Source organism: Asticcacaulis sp. P4_H10, from assembly GCF_056400965.1.
This window is the reverse complement of sequence record NZ_JBFUKH010000010.1, coordinates 177,724-198,629: the sequence shown is the minus strand read 5'-3', so window position 1 is coordinate 198,629 and position 20,906 is coordinate 177,724. Positions and strand designations below refer to the sequence as shown.

Genomic DNA, 20,906 nt, shown 5'->3' with positions numbered 1-20,906 from the left:
TTTTTGCGGTTGACCCACCCTTTCGGCTGTGCCAATTAATTATCTTATAAATCGGATAAATAATCGCAGGGATTAGGTTATGTCGTCTTCCAGCCATGGCTGCTTCCCTTTCAGGCTTTCCGTTGCGGCTGTGGCATCAGCGCCGGACGCATAACTGCCGAGGCGGCAAAAATTCGAGACATGGAATAGAGGTATAGCAATGAAACCGATGAAGTTCTTCCTGATCGGCAGCAGCGTCGCCCTGGTCATGGCCAACCAGGCCCTGTCTATGGCTCAGGCCGAAACCCGGCAGTGGACGCCGGCGCAGGCCCATGCCTGGTATGGCAAGCAGCGCTGGCTGGTCGGCAGCAACTTCCTGCCCGCCGACGCCATCAACCAGCTCGAGATGTGGCAGGCCGACACGTTCAACCCGGCACAGATCGACAAGGAGCTGGGCTATGCCGAAAGCATCGGCATGAACACCATGCGCGTCTTCCTGCACGACCAGTTGTGGAGCCAAGATCCCGAGGGCTTCAAACAGCGCATCGACACCTTCCTGACGATCGCCGAAAAGCACCATATCAAGCCAATGATCGTGCTGTTCGACTCGTGCTGGGATCCGAACCCGGTCCTCGGCAAGCAGCATCCGCCGATCCCCGGCACGCACAATTCCGGCTGGGTGCAGAGCCCCGGCACGGCGGGCCTGATGGATGAGGCTGGCTGGACGAAATACGAATCCTACGTCAAGGGCATTGTCGGCGCCTTCGGCAAGGACAATCGCATCCTGGCCTGGGATGTGTGGAACGAGCCCGACAATCGCGGTGGCGGCAATTACCGCCAAATGGAAGAACAGGTGAAGATCGCCCAGGTCGCCAAGCTGCTGCCGCAGGTCTTTGCCTGGGCGCGCAGCCAGGATCCGAAGCAGCCCCTGACCGCCGGCCTGTGGCACAACGACAACTGGGATGTGAAGGAGCGCCTTAACGCCGTCGAGCGCGTCCAGGTCGAGCAGTCCGACATCATCACCTTCCATAACTACGACTGGCCCGAAGGCCTGGAAGGTCGCATCAAGTCGCTGCAGGGCTACGGCCGGCCGCTGATCCTAACCGAGTACATGGCGCGCGGCAATGGTTCGACCTTCGACTCGGCCTTGCCGATGGCGCGCAAGTACGATGTCGGCGTCATCAACTGGGGCTTCGTGCTGGGCAAGAGCCAGACCAACATGCCATGGGATTCATGGGAGCGGCCCTATACGCTTAATCCGCCGACCCTGTGGTTCCATGACATCTTCTATGCCGACGGCAAGCCGTACCGGAAAGCCGAGACCGACCAGATCAAGGCCATGACCACGGAGGCCGAGCAGGCTTTCAAAAAGAAGAAGTAGCCCAAAAACGTAAGAAGGGGCCGGGGAGGGAAACTTCTCCGGCCTTTTTACGCGCGCATTCCGGCGAGGTCGATAAAGGCTTGATGGCCCGGCAAGGTCTCAGCGGCGCTTTCAATGACCGACCGGAACTTGGCCAGCCATTCCACGCCATCGGCATTGCGGTAATCCGCCAGCGGGTCGTTGCGTTCGGGAAAGTTCAACTGGCCTATATGGACCGCCAGCCACGACGGATGGCCGAACAGGTCGAGTTCACGCGGGATAATCTTGCCGTAGCGTTTGAACAGGTCGATGGCTTCGCTCAAGGAATCGGGGATGGCCATGTCGGCGCAGTACCGCCACAGCGCGGAATCGTCGCGCCGGGTCAGCTTGTAATGCAGCACGATGAAGTCGCGGATGCGCTCGAACTCGATGCGCGTCTGGCGGTTGAATGCATCACTCAGCACCGGGTCGAAATCGCAATCGGGGAAGAGCGTCAGCAGCTTGGCTATCGCTGACTGGATCAGATAGAGGCTGGTCGATTCCAGCGGTTCCATAAAACCGCTCGACAGGCCGACGGCGACGACATTGCGGTTCCAGAAACGATTGCGCCGCCCGGTGGTGAAGCGCAAGGGCCGGGGATCGGCTAATGCCTCACCGTCGAGATTGCTCATGAGAACGGAGGCGGCGTCTTCGTCGCTGATGAAGGGGCTGGCATAGACGTGACCATTGCCGGTGCGGTGCTGCAACGGGATGCGCCATTGCCAGCCGGCGGCATGCGCCGTCGAGCGCGTGTAGGGTGTGAAATCCGCGCTCGAAGCGCACGGCACGGCGAGCGCCCGATCGCACGGCAGCCAGTGCGTCCAGTCCTGATAGCCGGTTTTCAAGGCGCCTTCGATCAGCAGGCCGCGAAAGCCCGAACAGTCGATGAAAAGGTCGCCCGAAAAGCTCCGGCCGTCGCCAAGCGTAACGGTCTCGACAAAGCCGGTTTCGGCATTGAGCGCGACATCGACAATCTTGCCTTCGTAGCGCTGGACGCCTTTGGCTTCGGCATAGCGGCGCAGCAGGCCGGCATAGAGGCCGGCGTCGAAATGGTAGGCATAATCATAGGTCGACAGCACGTGGCGGGGGTCGGTCGACGGCGGCGCGAACCGGTTCCGCCTGGCCGCCGACCACGCCATGCAGTAATCATCGAGGCTGGTCGCCTGTCCGGCCTGATGGGCGGCATGCCAGTAGTCGTGGACGCCGACCATGTCGAAGTTGCGCCCGAAGCTGCCGAACGGGTGAAAGTAGGAATGGCCGAGCTTGCCCCAATTGATGAACTGGATGCCGAGCTTGAAGGAGCCTTGCGTGGCGCGGACGAATTCGGCCTCATCTATGCCCAGCGTCTGGTTGAAACGGACGATAGGCGGGATGGTTGCTTCACCGACGCCGACCGTACCGATCTCCTCGGACTCGATCAGGGTGATGGTGCAGTTTTTCTGCAGGGCGTTACTGAGTGCCGCGGCGGCCATCCACCCGGCCGACCCGCCACCGGCAATGACGATATTGCGGATATGGCGATCCATGCTGCCTCCCCACGCAAGTCTTTGCTTGCGTACAGTATTTTTGATTATCACCGGGGGACAATCATGACAATTGATTTATATGATAAAAGTGATAAATCTTACCAAAATTAGACCGGTCATGTTCCGGCGGCGTGCACGCGCAAAGATTTGCGCATCATAAACACGGCGCGCCTGAGGCTGTCGACGGTGAAAACGAAAAGGGTGGGTGTCATGCCTTGTTCAGGCAAGTTGGCGGTTGTGGCGGTTATATTGGTCGGTTTGGTGGGCAGCGTGTGCGCGCAAGAACCTGTCCAGCGCCAGCCGGTGCTCGACGCTAACTTCCCCGATCCGTTTGTGCTGGGCGTGAAGGACGGCCTGGTGGCCTACGCCACAAATGGCGATATCGGCAACCGTCATATGAACGTACAGTTCTCGCGCTCGCCCGACGGCTTGAGCTGGAGTGCCCCCGTTGATGCCATGCCGAGGTTGCCGTCGTGGGCGCGGCGCTATGGTTCGGATATCTGGGCGCCGGAAGTCATGAAGATCGGCGACAGATACGTCATGTATTTCAGCGCCCGCCACGCCCGCCAGATGCGTCCCGACGGCCAGACCCTGTGCGTCGGCGTCGCCATAGCCGATGCACCGGAAGGACCGTTCAGGCCGCAGGCCGAGCCCCTGACCTGCGGCGGCAATGTCGGCGCCATCGACGCCAGTCCTTTCCGCGACGGCGAGGATATTTGGCTTTACGTCAAGACCGACGGCAATTGCTGCGGCGTGCCGACCGGTATCATCGCCCAGCGCCTGAGCCCGGATGGTTTGAGCCTCGCCGGAGAACCGCAACTGCTGCCCGGCGTCACCAATGACCAGCCCTGGGAAGGCAAGGTCGTCGAGGCGCCCCAGATGATCAAGCGCGGCCCGATCTACTGGCTGTTCTATGCCGCCAATGACTACAGCAACGACAAGTACGCGACCGGCTATGCCATGTGCAAGACGCCGGCAGGGCCATGCCTCGATGCCAGGGAAAATCCGATCCTGAAGAGCGAAGCAGGCGATCCGCCGCTGATTGGGCCGGGTCACCAGAGCCTGTTCGAGATCGATGGCGACATGTGGATCGCCTATCACGGCTGGCTGGGTAACGATAAGGACCATAACCGCCGGCGCGTCATGTATATCGATCTCCTCGACTGGAGTACCGGCAAGCCGGTCGTGGTGGCGCGATGAGACCTAGGGCAGCGGTATGATGCCGGACTGCACCCGGCACTGCCCGTCCACAAAGTCCGACGCCAGCGCGATCAACGATTGGCCGTCGCGCGAAGGCAGGAGCGGTGACGAATAGTTCTGGCAGACATTGCCGTCGGGGGGGATATTGCGGACATCGACGGGCGCGGGCAGGGCGCGCCACGGGCCGTTGCCGGTACCGCTGTCATCGACAAAGACCGTGGCGCCGCTATCCGCCTGATGGATTCCATTCGTGTAGACGCGCTGACCCGTGACGACGAGACGGTTACGCAGCAGGGTATTGGTCGGCGTGGCCCGCAAGGTGAGCCCGTCCGGCGTGGCAAGCCGCGTGCCGAGGTTGGCGGGATCGCCCCAGTCGCGGCCGTCCTTTGAGGTTCGGCTATAGACATCGCAATTGTGTATGGGACCGCAGATTTCATAGGTCATGAAGAACCGCCCGTCGTTCAGCTTCGAGACCACCGGCATGCCGGGGCGGTCCGCCGGCGGATCAAGCTGGACAATGGCCTTGGGCTCCGACCAGTGCACGCCGTCCGACGACAGCGACTGCTGCAGGATCTGCGAATGGCCGGGCACGGTTTCATCCGAGAACAGACAGGCCAGCTTCCCATCTTTCGTGACGAGGAATTCGACCTCCCACAACCCGCCGCCCTTACGGGTTATCGGTGCGGTATAGCAGTTGGAGAGATACGACCAGGTCACGCCCTGATCGTCGCTGCGGTAAATTTTGAGCTGCATGGGTTTGTCGTCCACGCCCTGACCAACGGAACCGGCATAAAGAAGCGTGCCGGCCTTGAGCTGGCCGATTGCGACGGGTAGCGAATAGAGCCCGCCACAGCACAGGCCGCTGTTGAAGTCGGCATCGTGGACCTCGCCCGCCTTGGAGAAGGTCGCGCCGTCGTCATCGCTGCGGAAGATGTCGGCATGGGTGCCTTTGTCGAAGGCGGTGACGCTGGCGATCAGGGGCGGTTTTGCGCTGTTCGCCATGCGGACGAGGCGCGGATACATGCCGGTGGCATTGCCCAATGAGCCAGCCTGCGCCGGCAGGGCCAATGCCCAGGCGAGGGCCAGCAAGACCGTGGCTGCGCGATCATTACGCCGCAGTGCGTCTGAGGGTGTCGTCATGGGTGTGCCTTCCTGTCTCTAATTCTGTCCACGGGTGGATCGGCGTCAAGCCACCCGGTGGGAATCATCGCAACAATCCCGGGCATTGCCAATTAAAAGTACGATAAATATGAAAATGAATTGCGCGTTCCACCGCGCTCAAATATGCACAAAAACCGTGCGTCGATAGAGTTAACGTATCAATACATTGAAAATAAACACATATTTAAATTGTATCATAATTGCATCTCGTCGCAACTTCCAAGCCGCATCCCTAAAAAAGAATTGATATCGTGATCATATAAATCATATAACAGGCGCAATGAGCGGTCCTACCCGGGACGCGCCCGAGCATCAAGCAAGTAGGGAACAGGGAATGAAACTCAAAGCCTATATCCTGGCGACGGCCTCCACCGTATCGATCCTGGCATCGGGCGGCATCGCCATGGCCCAAGCCGCACCTGAACAGTCTGCCCCGGCGGCCGCAGCCCCTGCCGAGGGCGACGCCATCGTCGTTACCGGCCTGCGACGCAGCCTGGCGACATCGCGCGCCATCAAGAAGAATTCCGATCAGATCGTCGATGCTGTCGTCGCGGCTGAAATCGGCAAGCTGCCCGACCAGGCGGTTTCCGACTCGCTGGCGCGCGTGACCGGCGTCACCGTCGGCCGCAACGGCGGTGAAGCCGACAGCGTCCTGGTGCGCGGTCTGCCGAACATCGCCACCAGCTATAACGGTCGCGACATCTTTACCGCCGAAGGCCGTTTCGTGGCCTCCCAGGATTTTGCCGCAGGCAATGTCGCCGCCCTCGAAGTCTACAAGTCAACGACCGCTGACCAGGTCGAAGGCGGCATCGCCGGCCTGATCAATGTCCGCGGTCGTCGCCCCTTCGATTTCAAGGGGCGCGAGATATCTGGCATGGTGAACTATCTCTACGCCAACCAGTCGAAGGACTACGCTCCGAACGGCAACCTGTTGCTTAGTAACCGTTGGTCGACCAGCGCCGGTGAGTTCGGCGCTTTGTTCAACGTTTCGTATAACCGCTTCCACTTCCTCGATTCCAAGCGGTTCATCGGCTCCTTCGTCAGCGCCACCCTGCCGGGCGGGACGGGCACGCCCGACGCGGCCAAATATGCGGGCAAGCGCTTTGGCGACCTGATCGGCGTCAACTACGCCGAACATGACCGCGAACGCCCGTCGGCCAATGCGGCCCTGCAATGGCGCCCGAACGAGGAACTGGAGCTTTATGCCGACTTCCTCTACCAGGGCTATCGCTCCAAGGTCTATGACCGCAACATGGAAGTGCCGCTCTGGGGCGGCAGCCAGTACAGCGATATAGAACTGAGCCTCGACAACAGCCGCGTCGAAAGCATGAAGGTGACCAATCCGGTCCGTGTCCAGGGCTGGCAGGCGGCGACGACCGGCCGGACGGACACCTATCAGGTGGCGACCGGCGGCAAGTGGAAGTCCGGGCCATGGACCGTTTCGGCCGACCTGGCCTCGACGCAATCGAAATTCTTCCTGTCGGTCTATAGCTGGGACTTTGCCTTCACCAGCAGCCCGGCGGTCAATGTCGATTACGACGTCGGCTCCGACGGCGGCGTGAACTTCACCTTCGACAATTTCGATACGACCAATCCCGCCAACGGCAAGTTCCGCGGCTTCTTCGACCGCCAGCTGTCGGCGCGTGGCCGTGACATCCAGTTCCGTACCGACGCCGAATATCGCACCAACCTGTCCTTCCTGCCCCGCATCCGTTTCGGTGTCCGCGCTGTCGAAAGAAAGGCGGCGTTCGACAATGGTGAGCGCTACAACAATGTCGAAGGCGCCAATATCCTCCTGGCCGATACCGGCCTGGATATCCAGACGACGAGGCCGGGATTTGTCGGTGAGGATTATCCGACAGTCCGCAGTTGGGCAGGACCGACCTCTGCATCCATCCGCGCCAAGGCTGAATCCCTGCGCACCCTGGTCGGCTTCGCCGCCGGACCGCCGCCTTACAATCCGGCCCAGCATTTCTCCGCGAACGAAAAGTCGACGGCGCTCTACGGTCAGGCCGATTATGCATTCGACCTCGGCATACCGGTGGACGGCATCGTTGGCGTCCGCGTCGTCAAGACGGACGAAAGCGTCACCAGCAGCCAGCGGACCTCGGAGAGTGGCTATACCGACACCCTGCCTACCGCCACCATGCGTTTCCACCTGTCGAATGACACGCAGGTTCGCATTGCCGCCAACAAGACGCGGACGCGGCCGAACTTCGGCGATCTCAACCCGAACTATGTCGTCAATTCGGGCACGCGCATCGAATACGACTCGGCCGCCAACGAGTATTTCCGCTGGGGTGGCGGCTCGGGCAATATCGACCTGAAGCCTTATACGTCCAAGAACTTCGACGTCACGTTCGAGCACTATTTCGGCGCGACAGGCCTGTTCGCGGCCAACGTCTTCCATCGCGAAGTCGATGGTTTCATCAGCTATCAGACCAAGAAGATCATCGACACCAGCTTCACCAACAACCCGGCGCCAGATCCCAACAACAACGGCTATGCAACCGACACACAGAATGTCCGCATCAGCGTGCCTTACAACGCCAATACGGTGACCTTCAAAGGCGCGGAAATCCAGTTCACCACCTTCTTCGACTACGACTTCCTGCCGACCTGGGCGCAGCACTTCGGCGTGCAGGCCAACGCCACCTACATGGAAAGCGAACTGGCCCCCTGCACGACGGCCGCCAATGCCTGCGAGCAGGACCGGAACCAGCCGGGCGTGTCGCACCTGACCGGCAACCTGACCGGCATGTTCGAGAACGGCCCGTGGTCTGCGCGCCTGGCGTACAATGCGCGCAGCAAGTGGCTCAATGTCTGTGACACACCTGTGGAATGGGGCGGCAATCCCGGCTGCGAATATACCAAGGGCACGGCGCGCTTCGACTTCTCGGCCAGCTACAGGATCAATGACAATCTGACGATTGCCACCGATCTCAACAACCTGTTCCCGAAACCGTTGCGCACCTATCGGGTCTACATGAACGACATCGCGGGGGGTGGCGAAGGCATCTACAACACACAGATCCGGACGGAAGAGACGGTCTATTCGGTCGGACTTCGTTTCCGTTACTAAAGCTTCCCCTGGTAGACGCCTCTCCTGCGTTTTCCTCAAACTTGCCTCCCTGTCCGGTGTCCGGGCCGGGAGGCTTTGTTTTGCGGAGCCCTCTCACCTTTCGGCGTTTGACCAAGGGAAGAGGGCTGTGGCAGGCTTGTTCATATAAATCTTATATATGTTGCGTGGACGCGTAACGGAGTTGGTAAAGTTATGGTGGCTTCTGGTCAGGTACGCGTTTCGACGGCTACAGACACAATCGAACAGCGCTGGACCGCGCAGGCGGCGCACGACTGGTACGCGCAACAGCCGTGGCTGGTCGGCAGCAATTTCACGCCGTCGACGGCGATCAACCAGCTTGAGATGTGGCAGGCCGAGACCTTCGATCCGGTGACGATCGACCGCGAACTGGGCTGGGCTGCCGGTATTGGCATGAACACCGCGCGCGTCTTTCTGCACGACCGGCTATGGGCCGATGGGCCTGGCCTGCTCGGACGTATCGATACCTTCCTAGGCATCGCTCAGCGCCACGGCATCCGGCCGATTTTCGTGCTGTTCGATTCGTGCTGGGACCCCAATCCGCAATCCGGTCCGCAGCGCGCACCGAGACCCGGGACGCACAATTCCGGCTGGGCGCAGAGCCCTGGCACGGACGGTTTACGTGACCTGGCGCAATATCCACGCTTCGAAGCCTATGCCAGGGGAGTCGTCGGCGCTTTTGCCAATGACGCACGTGTCCTCGCCTGGGACGTGTGGAACGAGCCCGACAACCAGGGCGGGGCCACCTATGCCCAACTGGATGAAGCTGAAAAGATCGGTCTTGTCGCCGGTCTGTTGCCTCGGGTGTTCGACTGGGTGCGCAGCGCCCGCCCTGTTCAGCCCCTGACCAGCGGCCTGTGGCACAATGAGGACTGGTCGCCGGCCGGCCCGCTCAACGCCGTCGAGCGTATCCAGCTTGAACAGTCCGACATCATCAGCTTTCACAATTACGACTGGCCGGAAACGCTGGAGGCGCGGATCGCGCAACTGCGCCCTTATGGCCGGCCGCTATTGCTGACGGAATACATGGCGCGTGGCAACGGATCGACCTTCGATTCGGCATTGCCGGTGGGCCGGCGCGAAAACATCGCCATGATCAACTGGGGTTTCGTCGTCGGCAAGACCCAGACCAATATGCCGTGGGATTCGTGGCAAAGGCCCTATGTCGACATTCAGCCGACCCTGTGGTTCCACGACATCTTCCATGCCGATGGCCGGCCGTACCGCCAGGCGGAAGTCGACATGATCCGCCGGATGACGCGCGAATCCTAAAGCTCGCGCTTGTCGGCTTCTTCCTGGGCGTGGATGACGATCAGCACGTCGTTGACGATCAGGTGCATGGCGGCATAGGCGCGCTTGGGATCCCGGTCGAAGATCGCCTTCATGATGTTCTCGTGCGCTTCCAGATTCGGCGTCGACTGGTTGATGCGCGTCGTGAACTGAATCGAGGTTTTGAGTGCCGTGCGGATCAATTCCTGGAACTGATAATAAAACGGATTACCCGAGGCGAACAGGATCGAAATGTGGAAGTCGATATCGGCCAGGGTCGGATCGCCGTCGCCGCCATCGGCGCTGACCATGCGCTCGAAAGCCAGCTTCATGCGCTGAAGGTCCTCGTATGAGGCGTTCTGCGCCGCCAGTTCCGCCGCCTTGGGTTCGACCGACACACGCAGTTCGGTGAATTGACGCAGCAGGCGCAGCGAGAACTTGCGTTCCAGCAGCCAGCGCAGCACGTCCTTGTCGAGCAGGTTCCATTGCAGGGTTGGCTGTATGACCGTTCCCTGACGCGGCCGGGCGATCAGCAGCCCCTTGGCGGTCAGCATCTTCACGGCTTCGCGGGTGACGGAACGGCTGACATTGTACTGTTCGGCCAGGACGGCTTCGGTCGGGAACACCTTGTTGTCGTAATAGCCGACGACGATGGCCTTACCCAGATGGTCAAGCAGTCCTACGGTCAGGTTGCGGCCCAGGGACAAGGTCGAGCCGGACTCTTTTTCAACGTGCATAGATGGCTGCAATACCCAAGAGAATGAAACGCCCAGACCGGTAGTGATATGGCCGAATCCGTAAAACGGCAAGTCGTTTGCCGCTTAATTGTATTATAGATCGGATCGAAGCGCTTCCAAATCTGTCGAAACAGGCCGGATAAGTCACGTCTGCGACTATATTGGTCCTCAATTGACGCTTCGTCGTTTGTCTTTCCTGCTTGAGCAGACTGACACGGCAAGATTTCGATTGCGCTATGTCATCACGCACAATATTATATTATAAATACGATAATTGTGATGGTGCGACGATGAAAGTTTCCAGATGTTTGCCACTTTTCGCCGTGATGGGCCTGATGGCGGGTTGCGCGCCAGCCATGGCTGCAACGCCTGCCGCAACCTTCACCAATCCGCTGCTGCACTCAGGACCGGACCCTTGGGTAACGCGCGATGGTGATACCTATTATTACATGCATACGCTCGGTAATCGGCTGGTCATCTGGAAAACCCAGGACATCGCCGCCTTGTCCAAGGCCAGGCGCAAGACGGTATGGACGTCGCCGCGTCAGGGACCGAACGCCATCTCGATCTGGGCGCCGGAACTGCACAAGATCGACGGCAAGTGGTACCTTTTCTACACGGCCGCCGAAGCCGGCTTTGACGATGACGGCCATCGCGGGGTCTTCGTGCTTGAAAACAGCGATCCCGACCCGACGGCCGGTACCTGGGTCGACAAGGGCCGGGTCAATACCGCCCATCCCGGCATCGACGGCACGACCTTCGCGTATGGCGGGCAGCGCTATTTCGTCTATTCGCCCTATGTCGGGCCGGACAGCGTGCTCAGCATCGCGCGGATGAGCAATCCATGGACGCTTGCTGGCGCCGAGACCATCATCGCGCGCCCCGATCTTGACTGGGAACGCCAGGGTGGCCGCCAGATCCTGGAAGGGCCTGAGTTCTTGCCCGGTCCGGATGGCCAGCTGTTCATGACCTATTCGGCCAGCGCCTGCTGGTCGGACGACTACGCCCTGGGCCTGCTCAGCGCGCCGGCCGGTAGTGATCCACTGGACGCGAAGGTGTGGACGAAGTCGCCCAAGCCAGTCCTGGCTAAGTCGGAGACAAATGGCGTCTATGCCACCGGTCACAACGGCTTCTTCACTTCGCCGGACGGCAAGAGCCACTGGATCATCTATCACGCCAATCCCGGTCTCAATATGGGTTGCACGGCTAAGCGCGCACCGCATATCCAGCCGTTTAGCTGGGGTGCGGATGGCCGGCCGCAGTTCGGCGAGCCACTGAAGGAAGGCGTGCCGTTCGACGCACCGAAATAGCGTTACTGGCGCAGGCCCTTGGACGCTTCCCGCGCAGTCGTGCGGGGAAGGGTATCGGCGTATTTGGCCAGAAACGCCTCAAGCACGTCAGGCGCGGTCTTGCCGGCTTCGCGCGTCCACGAAGCGATCGCCTTCTGCACGTAGACGTCCGCGTCGGCGGCCAGCAGACCGGCGATGCGAAAGGTCCATTCCGTATCCTTGCGGCGGAGGAAAGCATAGGTGGCGACCAGCGCCGTGCGTCGCCGGTGCGGATCGGCTGAACGCGCCAGGCCTTCCAGCACGGAACGATCGCGATCGCGCAGGTATTCGCCGATAACCCAAGGCGCGGCACGATCGACCAGATCCCAGTTGTTGATCCGGTCATGACGGCCGAGATAGAGATCGTACACTGCCTTGCGGTCGGTATCGGACAGTTTCGGCGCGCGGGCCTGAAAGTCCATGACGGCAACGGCGGCCATACGGACCTCGTAGCGATGGTCATCAAGCAATGCGTCGATCGCATCCAGCGGCAGGTTTGTGTAGCGCTTTGCGACGGGAAAGATTGCGCCGATCGAGACGCCCATAACCGTCGTGTCCGGATCGCCACCGCCAAAGAAGCGCGCGACCGATGGGATATCCTCGGTCCTGGCCATAGCTTCCAGTTCGGCGATCAGCGCAGCGCCAGTCATCACGCTTGAGACCTCTCACAGCAAGTGAAGAGTGTGCGGTGCGGCGTGGAATAAAGTCAAGCCGGTGACGCTAGGCCGCCATTTCGTCGGCGATGACGCGAATGGTTATGGCGTTGCCAGCGCGGTCACGGCCGCGATAATAACAGGGGGTAACGGCGCGCGCGCCGCTAAGCGCCTGAAAATCACCGGCACAGAGGATCATCTTGAGATCGCGTTCGACGCGCGTATCGGCGGCATCAACGCGTGACCAGTTTAAGGAGGCTTTTTGAGACGGCTGGGATTGTGCGTACATGATCAACTCCGGATCTAATGTTCACATTTTGTTCTAATTCTGGACACCTGTCAATAGTCGTGTTCTTCGGATCGAGCAGGGAGGTGGCGCCGCACGTTCGGCGACGGTGCAGGACATGGATCAGGCGACGCAGACGCCGTTGCAGTAGACGAGAGATTCTGGCTGGCGTTCGCCGTGCAGTTCGACGCGCGACAGCACGTAGCGGTTAGAAGCAGGAAAAACCGATTCGTCGGACGGGTTATCATCGAGATAGATGGCCCGGCCGGCTTCCTGGAGAGCGCGGCGGATGTTTTCGTTACGCATCGCCTTGGCGTAGGCCCAGCGGCAGGTTTCCTCGGTGATCGACATGCTTGTGAACCCTTATGTCAGCCTTGGGTAAGTTTTACTGATTCAGAAATAAAGATGAAATGTGATTCGGTTCGCGTGATTGGGGAATAATTTTCCGCATTGCAATAAGGGCATATGTCAAAGACCCGGTAACGGTTTTTGACTCAGTATAGCGCGCAAGAATAAAGGGCGTGGTGCAATGCATCACGCCCTTTATGCTCAATAGAATCCTAATATCAGGCGCGATAATCAGGGTTGGCGCGCAGATCGTCGCCACTGGCCTTGGCCGGGGCGGTGAAGATGTCGGCATCGCCGCGCGTGATCTGGTCGGCCGCATTCAGTTCCGCTGCCGTAAAGGCGAGGTTGCTCAGCGCGCCCAGGCTGTCCTCCAGTTGTTCGACGGTGCGGGCGCCGATCAGTGTCGAGGTCACGCGGGCGTCGCGCAGTGTCCAGGCCAGGGCCATCTGGGCCAGGCTCTGGCCACGCGCCTGGGCCAGGTCGTTGAGCGCCTTGATACGGCCGATGGTGGCCTCGTTCAGACCATTGCGCACCCAATCAAGGCGCGCGGCGCGCGAATCGCCCGGAACGTCCTTCAGGTACTTGGTGCTGAGGAAGCCCTGCGCCAGTGGCGAGAAGACGATGGTGCCGACGCCATGGTCGGCATTGGCGCCCAGCAGGTCCGGCTCGATCCAGCGGTCGAGCAGACTGTAGTTCGGCTGGCTGATGGTCAGCGGCACGCCTTCGGACTTGAGGATGGCGACGGCCTGCTTCGTCAGTTCGGCATTGTAGTTGGAGATGCCGATATAGAGCGCCTTGCCTTGTTTGTAGAGCAGGGCCAGCGCGCCCATGGTTTCTTCCAGCGGCGTATGCGGGTCGGGGCGATGCGAATAGAAGATGTCGACATAGTCGAGGCCCATGCGCTTCAGGCTCTGGTCGAACGAGGCGATCAGGTGCTTCCGCGAGCCATTCATGCCACCGTAAGGCCCCGGCCACATGTCCCAGCCGGCCTTGGTCGAGATGATCAGTTCATCGCGGTAGGGCGGGAAGTCTTCCTTGAGGATACGGCCGAAATTGATCTCGGCGGACCCAAACGGTGGGCCATAATTGTTGGCCAGGTCAAAGTGCGTCACGCCGCGGTCGAATGCCTTGCGCAACATGGCGCGCTGGGTATCGAGGGCGTTGATGTCGCCGAAGTTCTGCCACAGGCCGAGCGAAATGGCGGGCAGCTTCAGGCCTGACCGGCCGCAACGGCGATAGGGCATGGACGAGTAGCGGGTGTCCGCGGCGGCAAAGGGGGGCATGTGGCCCATAAGGCGTCTCTCCTGATCAGAGTCTTTATCCAACCGGATACGCTGGACATAGACTCTCGGTTACGGTCTTGGGGGCGCCTTTTCCCGGAAAGCGCTCATCGGCGGCATACGGAATCTGCTGCTCCGTTGCGGGGAGTTGTATCGCGGCAGCGTCGTATGGCAAGGCCGAATTGGCCTGACAGAAACTACTTGGCCGAATTATAGATATCGACGGTCAGCTTCCAGTCCGTGGGCTTTTTGCCGAAGCGGCTCCACACCCGGACATAGTGTCCCTGGTGCGCGCCAGACGCGTCCGTCACATGGCCATAGGTATAGACCATGTCGCCGGCAGTGGACTGGCCGTTGCCGTCAGCCCCCCAGACTAAGCTTTGCGGCCGTTTGCCGAGGAGGGCGGCGACGTCCTTCTTGCCAGTGACCGGCGCTTCGCCGCCGCCGACAAAGGTCATGTCGCCAATCAGAAAGTCCTTGTAGACCTCGGTCGCCGGATGCGCGCCGAGTGCCGTGTTCAGGTCGGCGTCGCGTGCGGCCGCCGAGGCCGCTGCCGTCGGATCGACCGCGCTGGTGCGACCATAGGAAAAGGTCTCGCGCGCCCCGACGGGCGGCAGCTTGTTGGCGGGCGCGGCGCCGGCGCCGGTATCGAGCGGCCACAGCCAGCGTCCATTGGCCTGCTTCTGCCAGATGGTGAAGAACCAGCCGGCACGGTCAGTGCCTGCGATCGTCCAGGGCCCCATGTCCCATGCCATGTCGCCCGAAGCCGCCACGGCGACGCGATAGGGCCGCCAGCGCAGCTTGGACGGCGCGTCCTTGCCGCCTTCACCCTTGGCTATTTCCTCGCTCAGGCGTTCGTGGATACGCATCGCTTCGGGACGGAAACCGATGGCGTCCGGCGTCGAATAGGCATGGAAGCCGACCGTGATGCCGTGCTCGGCCGTACAGGCGTCAAAGTCCTGCTCTGCCTTGAAGACCTCGTCTGCGGGACTGGGTTGAACGGGCTTGGGCTGCGCGGCGATTGCGCCCGTGGTGGCGACAAGCATGGCGGATGCGACGATACCGGCCAGAATACGCATGAGAAGGCCCCCTTTTGGCTGTTTGGCCGACGGTCTCATGGCTGGCCACATTGGCAAGTGAAATTTTCTTCAGGGGGATGTCACAGGGCATCACGCTGGCTCGTCTTACCTTCAGACACACAGGAGAATACTATGTCGCAACGTCTGAATGCCTATGCCATCGCCCCCGAAGCTTTTGCCGCCAAGGCGGTTGTGGAAACCTATATCAAGGACTCAGGGTTCGACCCGATCCTGGTCCACCTCGTCAAGATGCGCGCCTCGCAGATCAATGGCTGCGCCAACTGCATCCATATGCATCGCCTGGAGGCATTGAAGGACGGCGATACCGAAAAGCGCCTGCTGCTGTTGAGCGCCTTCGCGGAATCGAACCTGTTCACACCGCGCGAGAAGGCGGCGCTGCAATGGACCGAGAGTCTGACCCATCTGCCGGATACGCACGCACCCGACGCCGACTATGAAGCGCTCAAGGCGCATTTCAGCGACAAGGAGATCATTGACCTGACCTTCCTGATCGCTCAGATCAACGGTTGGAACCGCGTGTCCGTCGGACTGCGGACGGTCCACCCTCAGGACAAGACACAGTGACACTCCTTAGCCACTTCCAGACGCACCGCCGCTATCTGATTGGCGTTGCCTACCGCATGCTGGGCACCCTGTCGGAGGCCGAGGATGTGGTGCAGGAGGCGGCATTACGCGTGCGGGAGGTCGAGACCGCCGACCATCCGCGCGCCTATCTCACGCGCGTGGTGACGCGGCTGTGCCTCGATGTGCTGAAGTCGGCGCACCGCCAGCGCATGACCTATGTCGGGCCGTGGCTGCCGGAACCGTTGCACGATATCTCTGATTTTACCGGGGCGCGGGCAGGGGAGGCCGATATGGCCGATGACCTGTCGATCGGTCTTTTGTACGCGCTGGAACGGCTGAGCCCGCTCGAACGCGCAGCCTTTCTGCTCCACGACGTCTTCGGCAACAGCTTTACCGACATAGCCGCTACGCTCGACCGTTCCGAAGCCGCCTGCCGGCAACTGGCGGCACGGGCACGCAAGGCCGTGCGACGAGAAAGAGACCCGGCACCGCCGCGGTTTTCAATCAGCGAAAGCGACGAACGTGCTTTTATGCAGGCCTTTCTCGAGGCCTCGCAGTCGGGCGATACCACAGCGCTCGAAGCCTTGCTGACGCGTGATGTCAGCCTGCATTCGGACGGCGGCGGCAAGGCACAGGCAGCGATCAATATCCTCGAAGGCCGCGACCGGGTATCGAAGTTCCTGATCGGTGTCTGGCTGAAGTTCCGTCAGCACACCGTCATCAAGACTGAATACCTGCGTGTCAACGGCGCCATGGCTGTATTGAGCCATCACGCCGACGGCACCCTCGACCTGCTGAATATCGAACGCTCTGGCGATCAGGTCAGCGCCGTATACTTCGTCCGCAATCCCGACAAGCTGAGGCAGTTCACAGCCCTTTAAACGCCCGATCGAGCGCCTTGATGAGGTCCTGGGGGTCTTCGAGGCCGATCGAGATGCGCAGCAGGCCGCCCGTAATGCCGGCCGTGGCCTGGGCTTCCGGCGACATGGCGGCGTGCGTCATCGAGCCCGGATGCACGATCAGGCTTTCGATGCCGCCGAGGCTCTCGGCCAGGCTGAACAGGTCAACGACATCAAGCACGGCCTTGACGGCGTCGATCCCGCCCTTGAGCTCAAACGACATCATGGCGCCGGGACCCTGCTGCTGCTTTTTGGCCAGTTCATGCTGCGGGTGGGATTTCAGGCCGGGATAGTGGACAGCCTTGACCGCCGGATGCTGCTCCAGCCACTCGGCGACGGCTTGGGCGCTTTCCTGCTGCTGGCGTATGCGGACGAACAGGGTGCGCACGCCGCGCAGGGTCATATAGCTGTCGAACGCTGTCTGCGTGCTGCCGACGCAATTAGCCCACCAGCGCATCGGCAGGACATCGGCCTGATGCGCGCAGACCAGCGCACCGCCGATAACGTCGGAGTGGCCGTTGATATATTTGGTCGTCGAGTGGATGACGTAGTCGGCGCCGAAGCGGATCGGGTTCTGCAGGGCCGGCGACAGGAAGGTGTTGTCGACCGCCACGCGCGCGCCATTGTCGTGGCCGAGTTGGATCAGCTTTTCCAGGTCGATCAGGCGCATCAGCGGATTGGACGGCGTTTCCAAAAGGAGCAGGGCGGTCGGGACTTTCAGCGCCGCGATCAGCGCCGCCTCGTCGGTCTGGTCGACATAGACGCATTCGATGACGCCCTGCTTGTGACGGGCATTGAGCAGGCGCTGGGTGCCGCCATAGCAGTCGTGCGGAACGACGACGCGCTTCGATTTCATCGCCGATGGATCGGCGACGGCGGCCGGCGCGATCGGCGCGGTGCGATCGAGATCCTGCCACAGGAGGTCTAGCGCCGCCAGGCCTGACGCCGTGATGACCGCGCCGGCGCCGCCTTCCAGGTCGGCGATGACGTCGGCGATGACTTCGCGCGTCGGATTGCCGGAGCGGGCATAGTCATAGGTCCGCTTCTTGCCGAAGCCTTCGAAGGTGTAGTTCGATGACAGGTAGATGGGCGGCATGACGGCGCCATGCACCGGGTCCGCGTCGATGCCGATATTGATCACACGCGTCGAAAGCTGCGCGTCCTTCAGATAGTCTTTGGTCATAAGCCGGGTCTGCCATATTCCCCTCTCCCCACCTGAGGGGAGAGGGTGGCTTGCTTTAGCAAGCCGGGTGAGGGGTTTGTGCCGGCTGAAAGAGACCCCTCATCCGGCCCTTTGGGCCACCTTCTCCCCTCAAGCGGGGAGAAGGGATTGCTTCACGATCTCTGACACCAGCGGGATTTCTTTCAGAAACGCGTCGTGGCCGTAGAGCGAAGGAAAGTCGATGAAGACGCTGTCCGCCAGATGTTCATGCAGGAACTTCATGTCGGCATAGGGCACCAGGCGGTCGGTAGGGACGGCGGCGAGATAAACGCGTGCCTTGATCTTCGACGGATCGATGCGGTGACGGTCCAGACTGTCGGACATCGAGATCCAGCGATTAACATCGGTAGCCGTATAGGCGTCGCCGCGCGCGCGCAGGTACTGACAGACGACATAGTTGCCGCCTGCGGTCGGCGGCGGTGCCCCGTCAAACCGTTCTGAAAACTCGGCGTCCGAACGATAGGTCGTCATGGCCAGCTGGCGGGCCAGCGAGATGCCTTCCTGTGGACGGCCATTGTCCTTGCCGAACTGCAAGAGGCGGCGCTGAAGGCCACGGAAGGCGGTCGACATCGGATGGGCGCGGTGCGCCGCCGAGATGATGCAGAGGCGCTCGACATCGTCCGGATAAAGCTCTGCAAAGGCCAGGCCGATCATCGCACCGTAGGATGCGCCAATGAAGGAAAAGATTGTTTGCGTGCCCAACTGGTCGAGCAGCAACCGGACAAGGCGTGCCTGATCGTGTGTGGTAATGGTGTAGACACGGCTGGCCGGCAGTTGCGGCGCGAATTCGATCGACATGACGCGGTAGCGGTTGAGGTCCAGCGCCTCACCGGGGCCCGCAACGCCTTCCCACCAGCCAGGTGCGGTATCGGTCGTGTCTTCTTTGGCAAACAGGACGCGGCCGGCCGAAATGCCGCCGGCGGCAACGACGACGGGGGCGTTGGCCGGACCGTAGACGCGGGCGATAACGTTCGTCTGCTCAAGCTTCTCGCCGCTTTGAAGGCGAAAATCGTCGGGAATAATGGCAACGACGTCAGTGCCGATCAGGTCGGGCTTGGCAAAGTCAAAATGCAGGGCGTTCATGGTGTGTCCGGTCGCAAGATACTGTCATCGAGACCAGACGGGAGAGCACGCGCCATACGGCGCTGTTCTTCGTCTCATCTATCAGGGCTTTTTTGCTTTTCCGCAACTTGCGCCAATGGCGCAAACGGCTTGGGCAGCCCCGTAGGAGTTGGCACCATACTGAATATGTCAGCGGTTGCCCCAGCGTCGTTGGGCCTATCCCTCGGCTGGTCTCGATGAGTAACCACAATATGCCCGATATCTTGCCAGGACGTCAAGAGAGGCCGGGGCGAACCCCGGCCTCTCTTGACGCTTTCCCAGCCGGACAGCGCTTTATGCGACCGGCGGCAGCTTCCACGGGGCGCGATAGGTCGGGGTAATCAGTTTGTTTGCCGAGGCATTATCGCCGAAGCGGCCCGAGGCCTGATCCCAGAAAATCTTGTCCTTGGTACGATAGGCGATATTGCCCATCTGGCAGACAATGGCCGTATTGGCTGCGTCTTCGATCGTGCAGTTCGGCGTCAGTGACCGGTCCTTGATACAGGCGATCAGATTGGCCGCATGCTTGTCCAGTCCGTTATCGGAAGGCTTTATCGGCTCGACGGCTTCGATCTTCAGCGCGCCGGTCTTGTCGGCCTTTTCCGGCAGGACCATCCACTGGCCGCGATCGACGACCAGTGTGCCGTTCTCGCCGATGAAGGAGACGCCATGTTCGCGGCCGTAATAGCCGTTGCCGATGGCCTGGCTGTGTTCCCACTGCAGCGAAAAGTCGCCGTAGTCGTAGAGCGCCGACAAGGTGTCCGGTGTTTCGGCTGCCGAGGTGGGATAGGCGTACTTGCCGCCCAGCGCCATGACCGATTTCGGTGCCCCGGCCTTCATGCCCAGCACGGCCATGTCCATCAGGTGGACGCCCCAGTCGGTCATCAGGCCGCCGGCATAGTCCCAGTACCAGCGGAAATTATAATGGAAGCGATTTGGATTGAAGGGGCGCTCCGCCGCTGGCCCCAGCCACATATTGTAATCGACGCCAGCGGGGACCGGACCATCCGGCTGTGGCGTGACAATCGGCGCCCACGGCAGGTAGGCCCAGACCTTGACCATGCGCACACGGCCCAGCTTGCCGGAATGGACGTAGGCGATGGCGTCGGCCCAGTGCTGATTGCTCCGCTGCCACTGGCCGACCTGGACGACCGACTTGTGGCGCTGCTTGGCGGCGACCATGGCGTTACATTCGGCAATCGAGTTGCCGAGCGGCTTTTCGACATACATGGCCTTGCCGGCGGAGCAGGCGTCGACCGCCATCAGGCAATGCCAGTGGTCCGGCGTGGCGATGATAACAGCGTCGATATCCTTGTCGTCGAGGACGCGGCGATAGTCGCGGACGATCTTTGGCGCCTTGCCGGTCATGCCCTGAAGCTCGGTGCCGCGATCGGCCAGCACCTTGTCGTCGATGTCGCACAGCGTGGTGACATTGACGCCCGGCACCTTGAGGTGGGCTTTCATGTTAGACCAGCCCATACCCTTGGCGCCGATGAGCGCGATATTGACCTGGTCGCTGGGGGCGGCCTTTTTGGCCTTGGTCGCCGCGTGGGCGGAGACGGCGGCGAGGGTGGAAGCGCCCGTAGCGGCACCGATAAAGCTGCGGCGGTTGAATGATGACATGTTTGCCCCCTGAGGCATTTGTTTTTTGTAATCGATACCAGCCTTCGCCGTTTGTAAAGCGGAATTACCGCATCGAGCGGGACGCAACAAAAAAGCCCTGCCGAAGCAGGGCTTTTAAGCGGAAATATTCG

General features: G+C 61.0%; 18 protein-coding genes and 1 riboswitch. Of the genes, 7 read left to right on the top strand and 11 right to left on the bottom strand.

Going from position 1 to position 20,906, the window contains the following annotated elements:
* Positions 1 to 199 precede the first annotated feature (199 nt).
* Entirely contained in the window at positions 200 to 1,360 is a 1,161-nt protein-coding gene (locus AC1DON_RS18920; protein ID WP_476936371.1) for a glycoside hydrolase 5 family protein, read from the top strand.
* Positions 1,361 to 1,407: 47 nt separating this feature from the next.
* Here the strand turns inward: AC1DON_RS18920 and AC1DON_RS18915 are convergent, their stop codons facing one another.
* Positions 1,408 to 2,904 carry a tryptophan halogenase family protein gene (locus AC1DON_RS18915; RefSeq protein ID WP_476936370.1) on the bottom strand — a complete coding sequence of 499 codons (1,497 nt, stop codon included), beginning with the start codon at positions 2,902 to 2,904 and terminating at the stop codon, positions 1,408 to 1,410.
* A gap of 270 nt (positions 2,905 to 3,174) precedes the next feature.
* On the opposite strand from AC1DON_RS18915, the gene AC1DON_RS18910 reads away from it, so the two are divergent.
* Complete coding sequence (locus AC1DON_RS18910; protein WP_476936369.1) at positions 3,175 to 4,104, top strand: glycoside hydrolase family 43 protein; 930 nt, start codon at positions 3,175 to 3,177, stop codon at positions 4,102 to 4,104.
* Between the two features lie 3 nt (positions 4,105 to 4,107).
* On the opposite strand, the gene AC1DON_RS18905 is transcribed toward AC1DON_RS18910, so the two are convergent.
* A complete protein-coding gene (locus tag AC1DON_RS18905; protein ID WP_476936368.1) occupies positions 4,108 to 5,244 on the bottom strand; it encodes a hypothetical protein in 1,137 nt (378 codons plus the stop codon).
* 355 nt (positions 5,245 to 5,599) lie between these two features.
* Here AC1DON_RS18905 and AC1DON_RS18900 point away from each other — a divergent pair, with 355 nt between their 5' ends.
* Together AC1DON_RS18900 and AC1DON_RS18895 are read left to right on the top strand one after the other, a co-directional pair.
* Positions 5,600 to 8,347, top strand: a complete 2,748-nt coding sequence (locus AC1DON_RS18900) for a TonB-dependent receptor (protein ID WP_476936367.1) — start codon at positions 5,600 to 5,602, stop codon at positions 8,345 to 8,347.
* Between the two features lie 192 nt (positions 8,348 to 8,539).
* Positions 8,540 to 9,637, top strand: coding sequence for a glycoside hydrolase 5 family protein (locus AC1DON_RS18895; RefSeq protein ID WP_476936366.1), 1,098 nt, complete (start codon positions 8,540 to 8,542; stop codon positions 9,635 to 9,637).
* Here AC1DON_RS18895 and AC1DON_RS18890 read toward each other — a convergent pair.
* Complete coding sequence (locus AC1DON_RS18890; RefSeq protein ID WP_476936365.1) at positions 9,634 to 10,371, bottom strand: FadR/GntR family transcriptional regulator; 738 nt, start codon at positions 10,369 to 10,371, stop codon at positions 9,634 to 9,636. The two genes, AC1DON_RS18895 and AC1DON_RS18890, sit on opposite strands and share 4 nt — an antisense overlap.
* A gap of 290 nt (positions 10,372 to 10,661) precedes the next feature.
* On the opposite strand from AC1DON_RS18890, the gene AC1DON_RS18885 reads away from it, so the two are divergent.
* The gene (locus AC1DON_RS18885) at positions 10,662 to 11,681 is read left to right on the top strand and encodes a glycoside hydrolase family 43 protein (protein ID WP_476936364.1); all 1,020 of its coding nucleotides are present in this window, start codon (positions 10,662 to 10,664) and stop codon (positions 11,679 to 11,681) included.
* Between the two features lie 2 nt (positions 11,682 to 11,683).
* Here the strand turns inward: AC1DON_RS18885 and AC1DON_RS18880 are convergent, their stop codons facing one another.
* The 5 genes from AC1DON_RS18880 to AC1DON_RS18860 all read right to left on the bottom strand — a co-directional run bounded on the left by AC1DON_RS18880 (position 11,684) and on the right by AC1DON_RS18860 (position 15,345).
* Positions 11,684 to 12,349 carry a DNA alkylation repair protein gene (locus tag AC1DON_RS18880; protein WP_476936469.1) on the bottom strand — a complete coding sequence of 222 codons (666 nt, stop codon included), beginning with the start codon at positions 12,347 to 12,349 and terminating at the stop codon, positions 11,684 to 11,686.
* Positions 12,350 to 12,419: 70 nt separating this feature from the next.
* A complete protein-coding gene (locus AC1DON_RS18875) occupies positions 12,420 to 12,641 on the bottom strand; it encodes a hypothetical protein (protein WP_476936363.1) in 222 nt (73 codons plus the stop codon).
* A 120-nt stretch (positions 12,642 to 12,761) separates the two neighbouring features.
* Positions 12,762 to 12,989 (bottom strand): hypothetical protein, encoded by a 228-nt coding sequence (locus tag AC1DON_RS18870; RefSeq protein ID WP_476936362.1) that lies wholly within the window; start codon positions 12,987 to 12,989, stop codon positions 12,762 to 12,764.
* Between the two features lie 215 nt (positions 12,990 to 13,204).
* The gene (gene mgrA / locus AC1DON_RS18865) at positions 13,205 to 14,278 is read right to left on the bottom strand and encodes an L-glyceraldehyde 3-phosphate reductase (protein ID WP_476936361.1); all 1,074 of its coding nucleotides are present in this window, start codon (positions 14,276 to 14,278) and stop codon (positions 13,205 to 13,207) included.
* 185 nt (positions 14,279 to 14,463) lie between these two features.
* Entirely contained in the window at positions 14,464 to 15,345 is an 882-nt protein-coding gene (locus AC1DON_RS18860; RefSeq protein ID WP_476936360.1) for a Cif family virulence factor, read from the bottom strand.
* A gap of 132 nt (positions 15,346 to 15,477) precedes the next feature.
* Here AC1DON_RS18860 and AC1DON_RS18855 point away from each other — a divergent pair, with 132 nt between their 5' ends.
* Together AC1DON_RS18855 and sigJ are read left to right on the top strand one after the other, a co-directional pair.
* The gene (locus AC1DON_RS18855; RefSeq protein WP_476936359.1) at positions 15,478 to 15,930 is read left to right on the top strand and encodes a carboxymuconolactone decarboxylase family protein; all 453 of its coding nucleotides are present in this window, start codon (positions 15,478 to 15,480) and stop codon (positions 15,928 to 15,930) included.
* A complete protein-coding gene (gene sigJ, locus AC1DON_RS18850) occupies positions 15,927 to 16,811 on the top strand; it encodes an RNA polymerase sigma factor SigJ (RefSeq protein WP_476936358.1) in 885 nt (294 codons plus the stop codon). The genes AC1DON_RS18855 and sigJ overlap by 4 nt, the downstream gene beginning before the upstream one ends.
* On the opposite strand, the gene metB is transcribed toward sigJ, so the two are convergent.
* The 3 genes from metB to AC1DON_RS18835 all read right to left on the bottom strand — a co-directional run bounded on the left by metB (position 16,798) and on the right by AC1DON_RS18835 (position 20,775).
* Positions 16,798 to 18,012 (bottom strand): cystathionine gamma-synthase, encoded by a 1,215-nt coding sequence (gene metB / locus AC1DON_RS18845; protein WP_476936357.1) that lies wholly within the window; start codon positions 18,010 to 18,012, stop codon positions 16,798 to 16,800. The two genes, sigJ and metB, sit on opposite strands and share 14 nt — an antisense overlap.
* A gap of 129 nt (positions 18,013 to 18,141) precedes the next feature.
* Entirely contained in the window at positions 18,142 to 19,134 is a 993-nt protein-coding gene (gene metX / locus AC1DON_RS18840) for a homoserine O-succinyltransferase MetX (RefSeq protein ID WP_476936356.1), read from the bottom strand.
* A gap of 99 nt (positions 19,135 to 19,233) precedes the next feature.
* A riboswitch (SAM riboswitch) is annotated at positions 19,234 to 19,356 on the bottom strand.
* Positions 19,357 to 19,446: 90 nt separating this feature from the next.
* Positions 19,447 to 20,775 (bottom strand): Gfo/Idh/MocA family protein, encoded by a 1,329-nt coding sequence (locus AC1DON_RS18835; RefSeq protein WP_476936355.1) that lies wholly within the window; start codon positions 20,773 to 20,775, stop codon positions 19,447 to 19,449.
* Between the last annotated feature and the right edge of the window lie 131 nt (positions 20,776 to 20,906).

Excerpts from the sequence above, each read along its gene's own strand:
- AC1DON_RS18920 (WP_476936371.1), top strand. The coding sequence starts at position 200 with ATGAAACCGATGAAGTTCTTCCTGATCGGCAGCAGCGTCGCCCTGGTC.
- AC1DON_RS18915 (WP_476936370.1), bottom strand. The coding sequence starts at position 2,904 with ATGGATCGCCATATCCGCAATATCGTCATTGCCGGTGGCGGGTCGGCC.
- AC1DON_RS18905 (WP_476936368.1), bottom strand. The coding sequence starts at position 5,244 with ATGACGACACCCTCAGACGCACTGCGGCGTAATGATCGCGCAGCCACG.
- AC1DON_RS18900 (WP_476936367.1), top strand. The coding sequence starts at position 5,600 with ATGAAACTCAAAGCCTATATCCTGGCGACGGCCTCCACCGTATCGATC.
- AC1DON_RS18895 (WP_476936366.1), top strand. The coding sequence starts at position 8,540 with ATGGTGGCTTCTGGTCAGGTACGCGTTTCGACGGCTACAGACACAATC.
- AC1DON_RS18890 (WP_476936365.1), bottom strand. The coding sequence starts at position 10,371 with ATGCACGTTGAAAAAGAGTCCGGCTCGACCTTGTCCCTGGGCCGCAAC.
- AC1DON_RS18885 (WP_476936364.1), top strand. The coding sequence starts at position 10,662 with ATGAAAGTTTCCAGATGTTTGCCACTTTTCGCCGTGATGGGCCTGATG.
- AC1DON_RS18880 (WP_476936469.1), bottom strand. The coding sequence starts at position 12,349 with ATGACTGGCGCTGCGCTGATCGCCGAACTGGAAGCTATGGCCAGGACC.
- AC1DON_RS18875 (WP_476936363.1), bottom strand. The coding sequence starts at position 12,641 with ATGTACGCACAATCCCAGCCGTCTCAAAAAGCCTCCTTAAACTGGTCA.
- AC1DON_RS18870 (WP_476936362.1), bottom strand. The coding sequence starts at position 12,989 with ATGTCGATCACCGAGGAAACCTGCCGCTGGGCCTACGCCAAGGCGATG.
- mgrA (WP_476936361.1), bottom strand. The coding sequence starts at position 14,278 with ATGGGCCACATGCCCCCCTTTGCCGCCGCGGACACCCGCTACTCGTCC.
- AC1DON_RS18860 (WP_476936360.1), bottom strand. The coding sequence starts at position 15,345 with ATGCGTATTCTGGCCGGTATCGTCGCATCCGCCATGCTTGTCGCCACC.
- AC1DON_RS18855 (WP_476936359.1), top strand. The coding sequence starts at position 15,478 with ATGTCGCAACGTCTGAATGCCTATGCCATCGCCCCCGAAGCTTTTGCC.
- metB (WP_476936357.1), bottom strand. The coding sequence starts at position 18,012 with ATGACCAAAGACTATCTGAAGGACGCGCAGCTTTCGACGCGTGTGATC.
- metX (WP_476936356.1), bottom strand. The coding sequence starts at position 19,134 with ATGAACGCCCTGCATTTTGACTTTGCCAAGCCCGACCTGATCGGCACT.
- AC1DON_RS18835 (WP_476936355.1), bottom strand. The coding sequence starts at position 20,775 with ATGTCATCATTCAACCGCCGCAGCTTTATCGGTGCCGCTACGGGCGCT.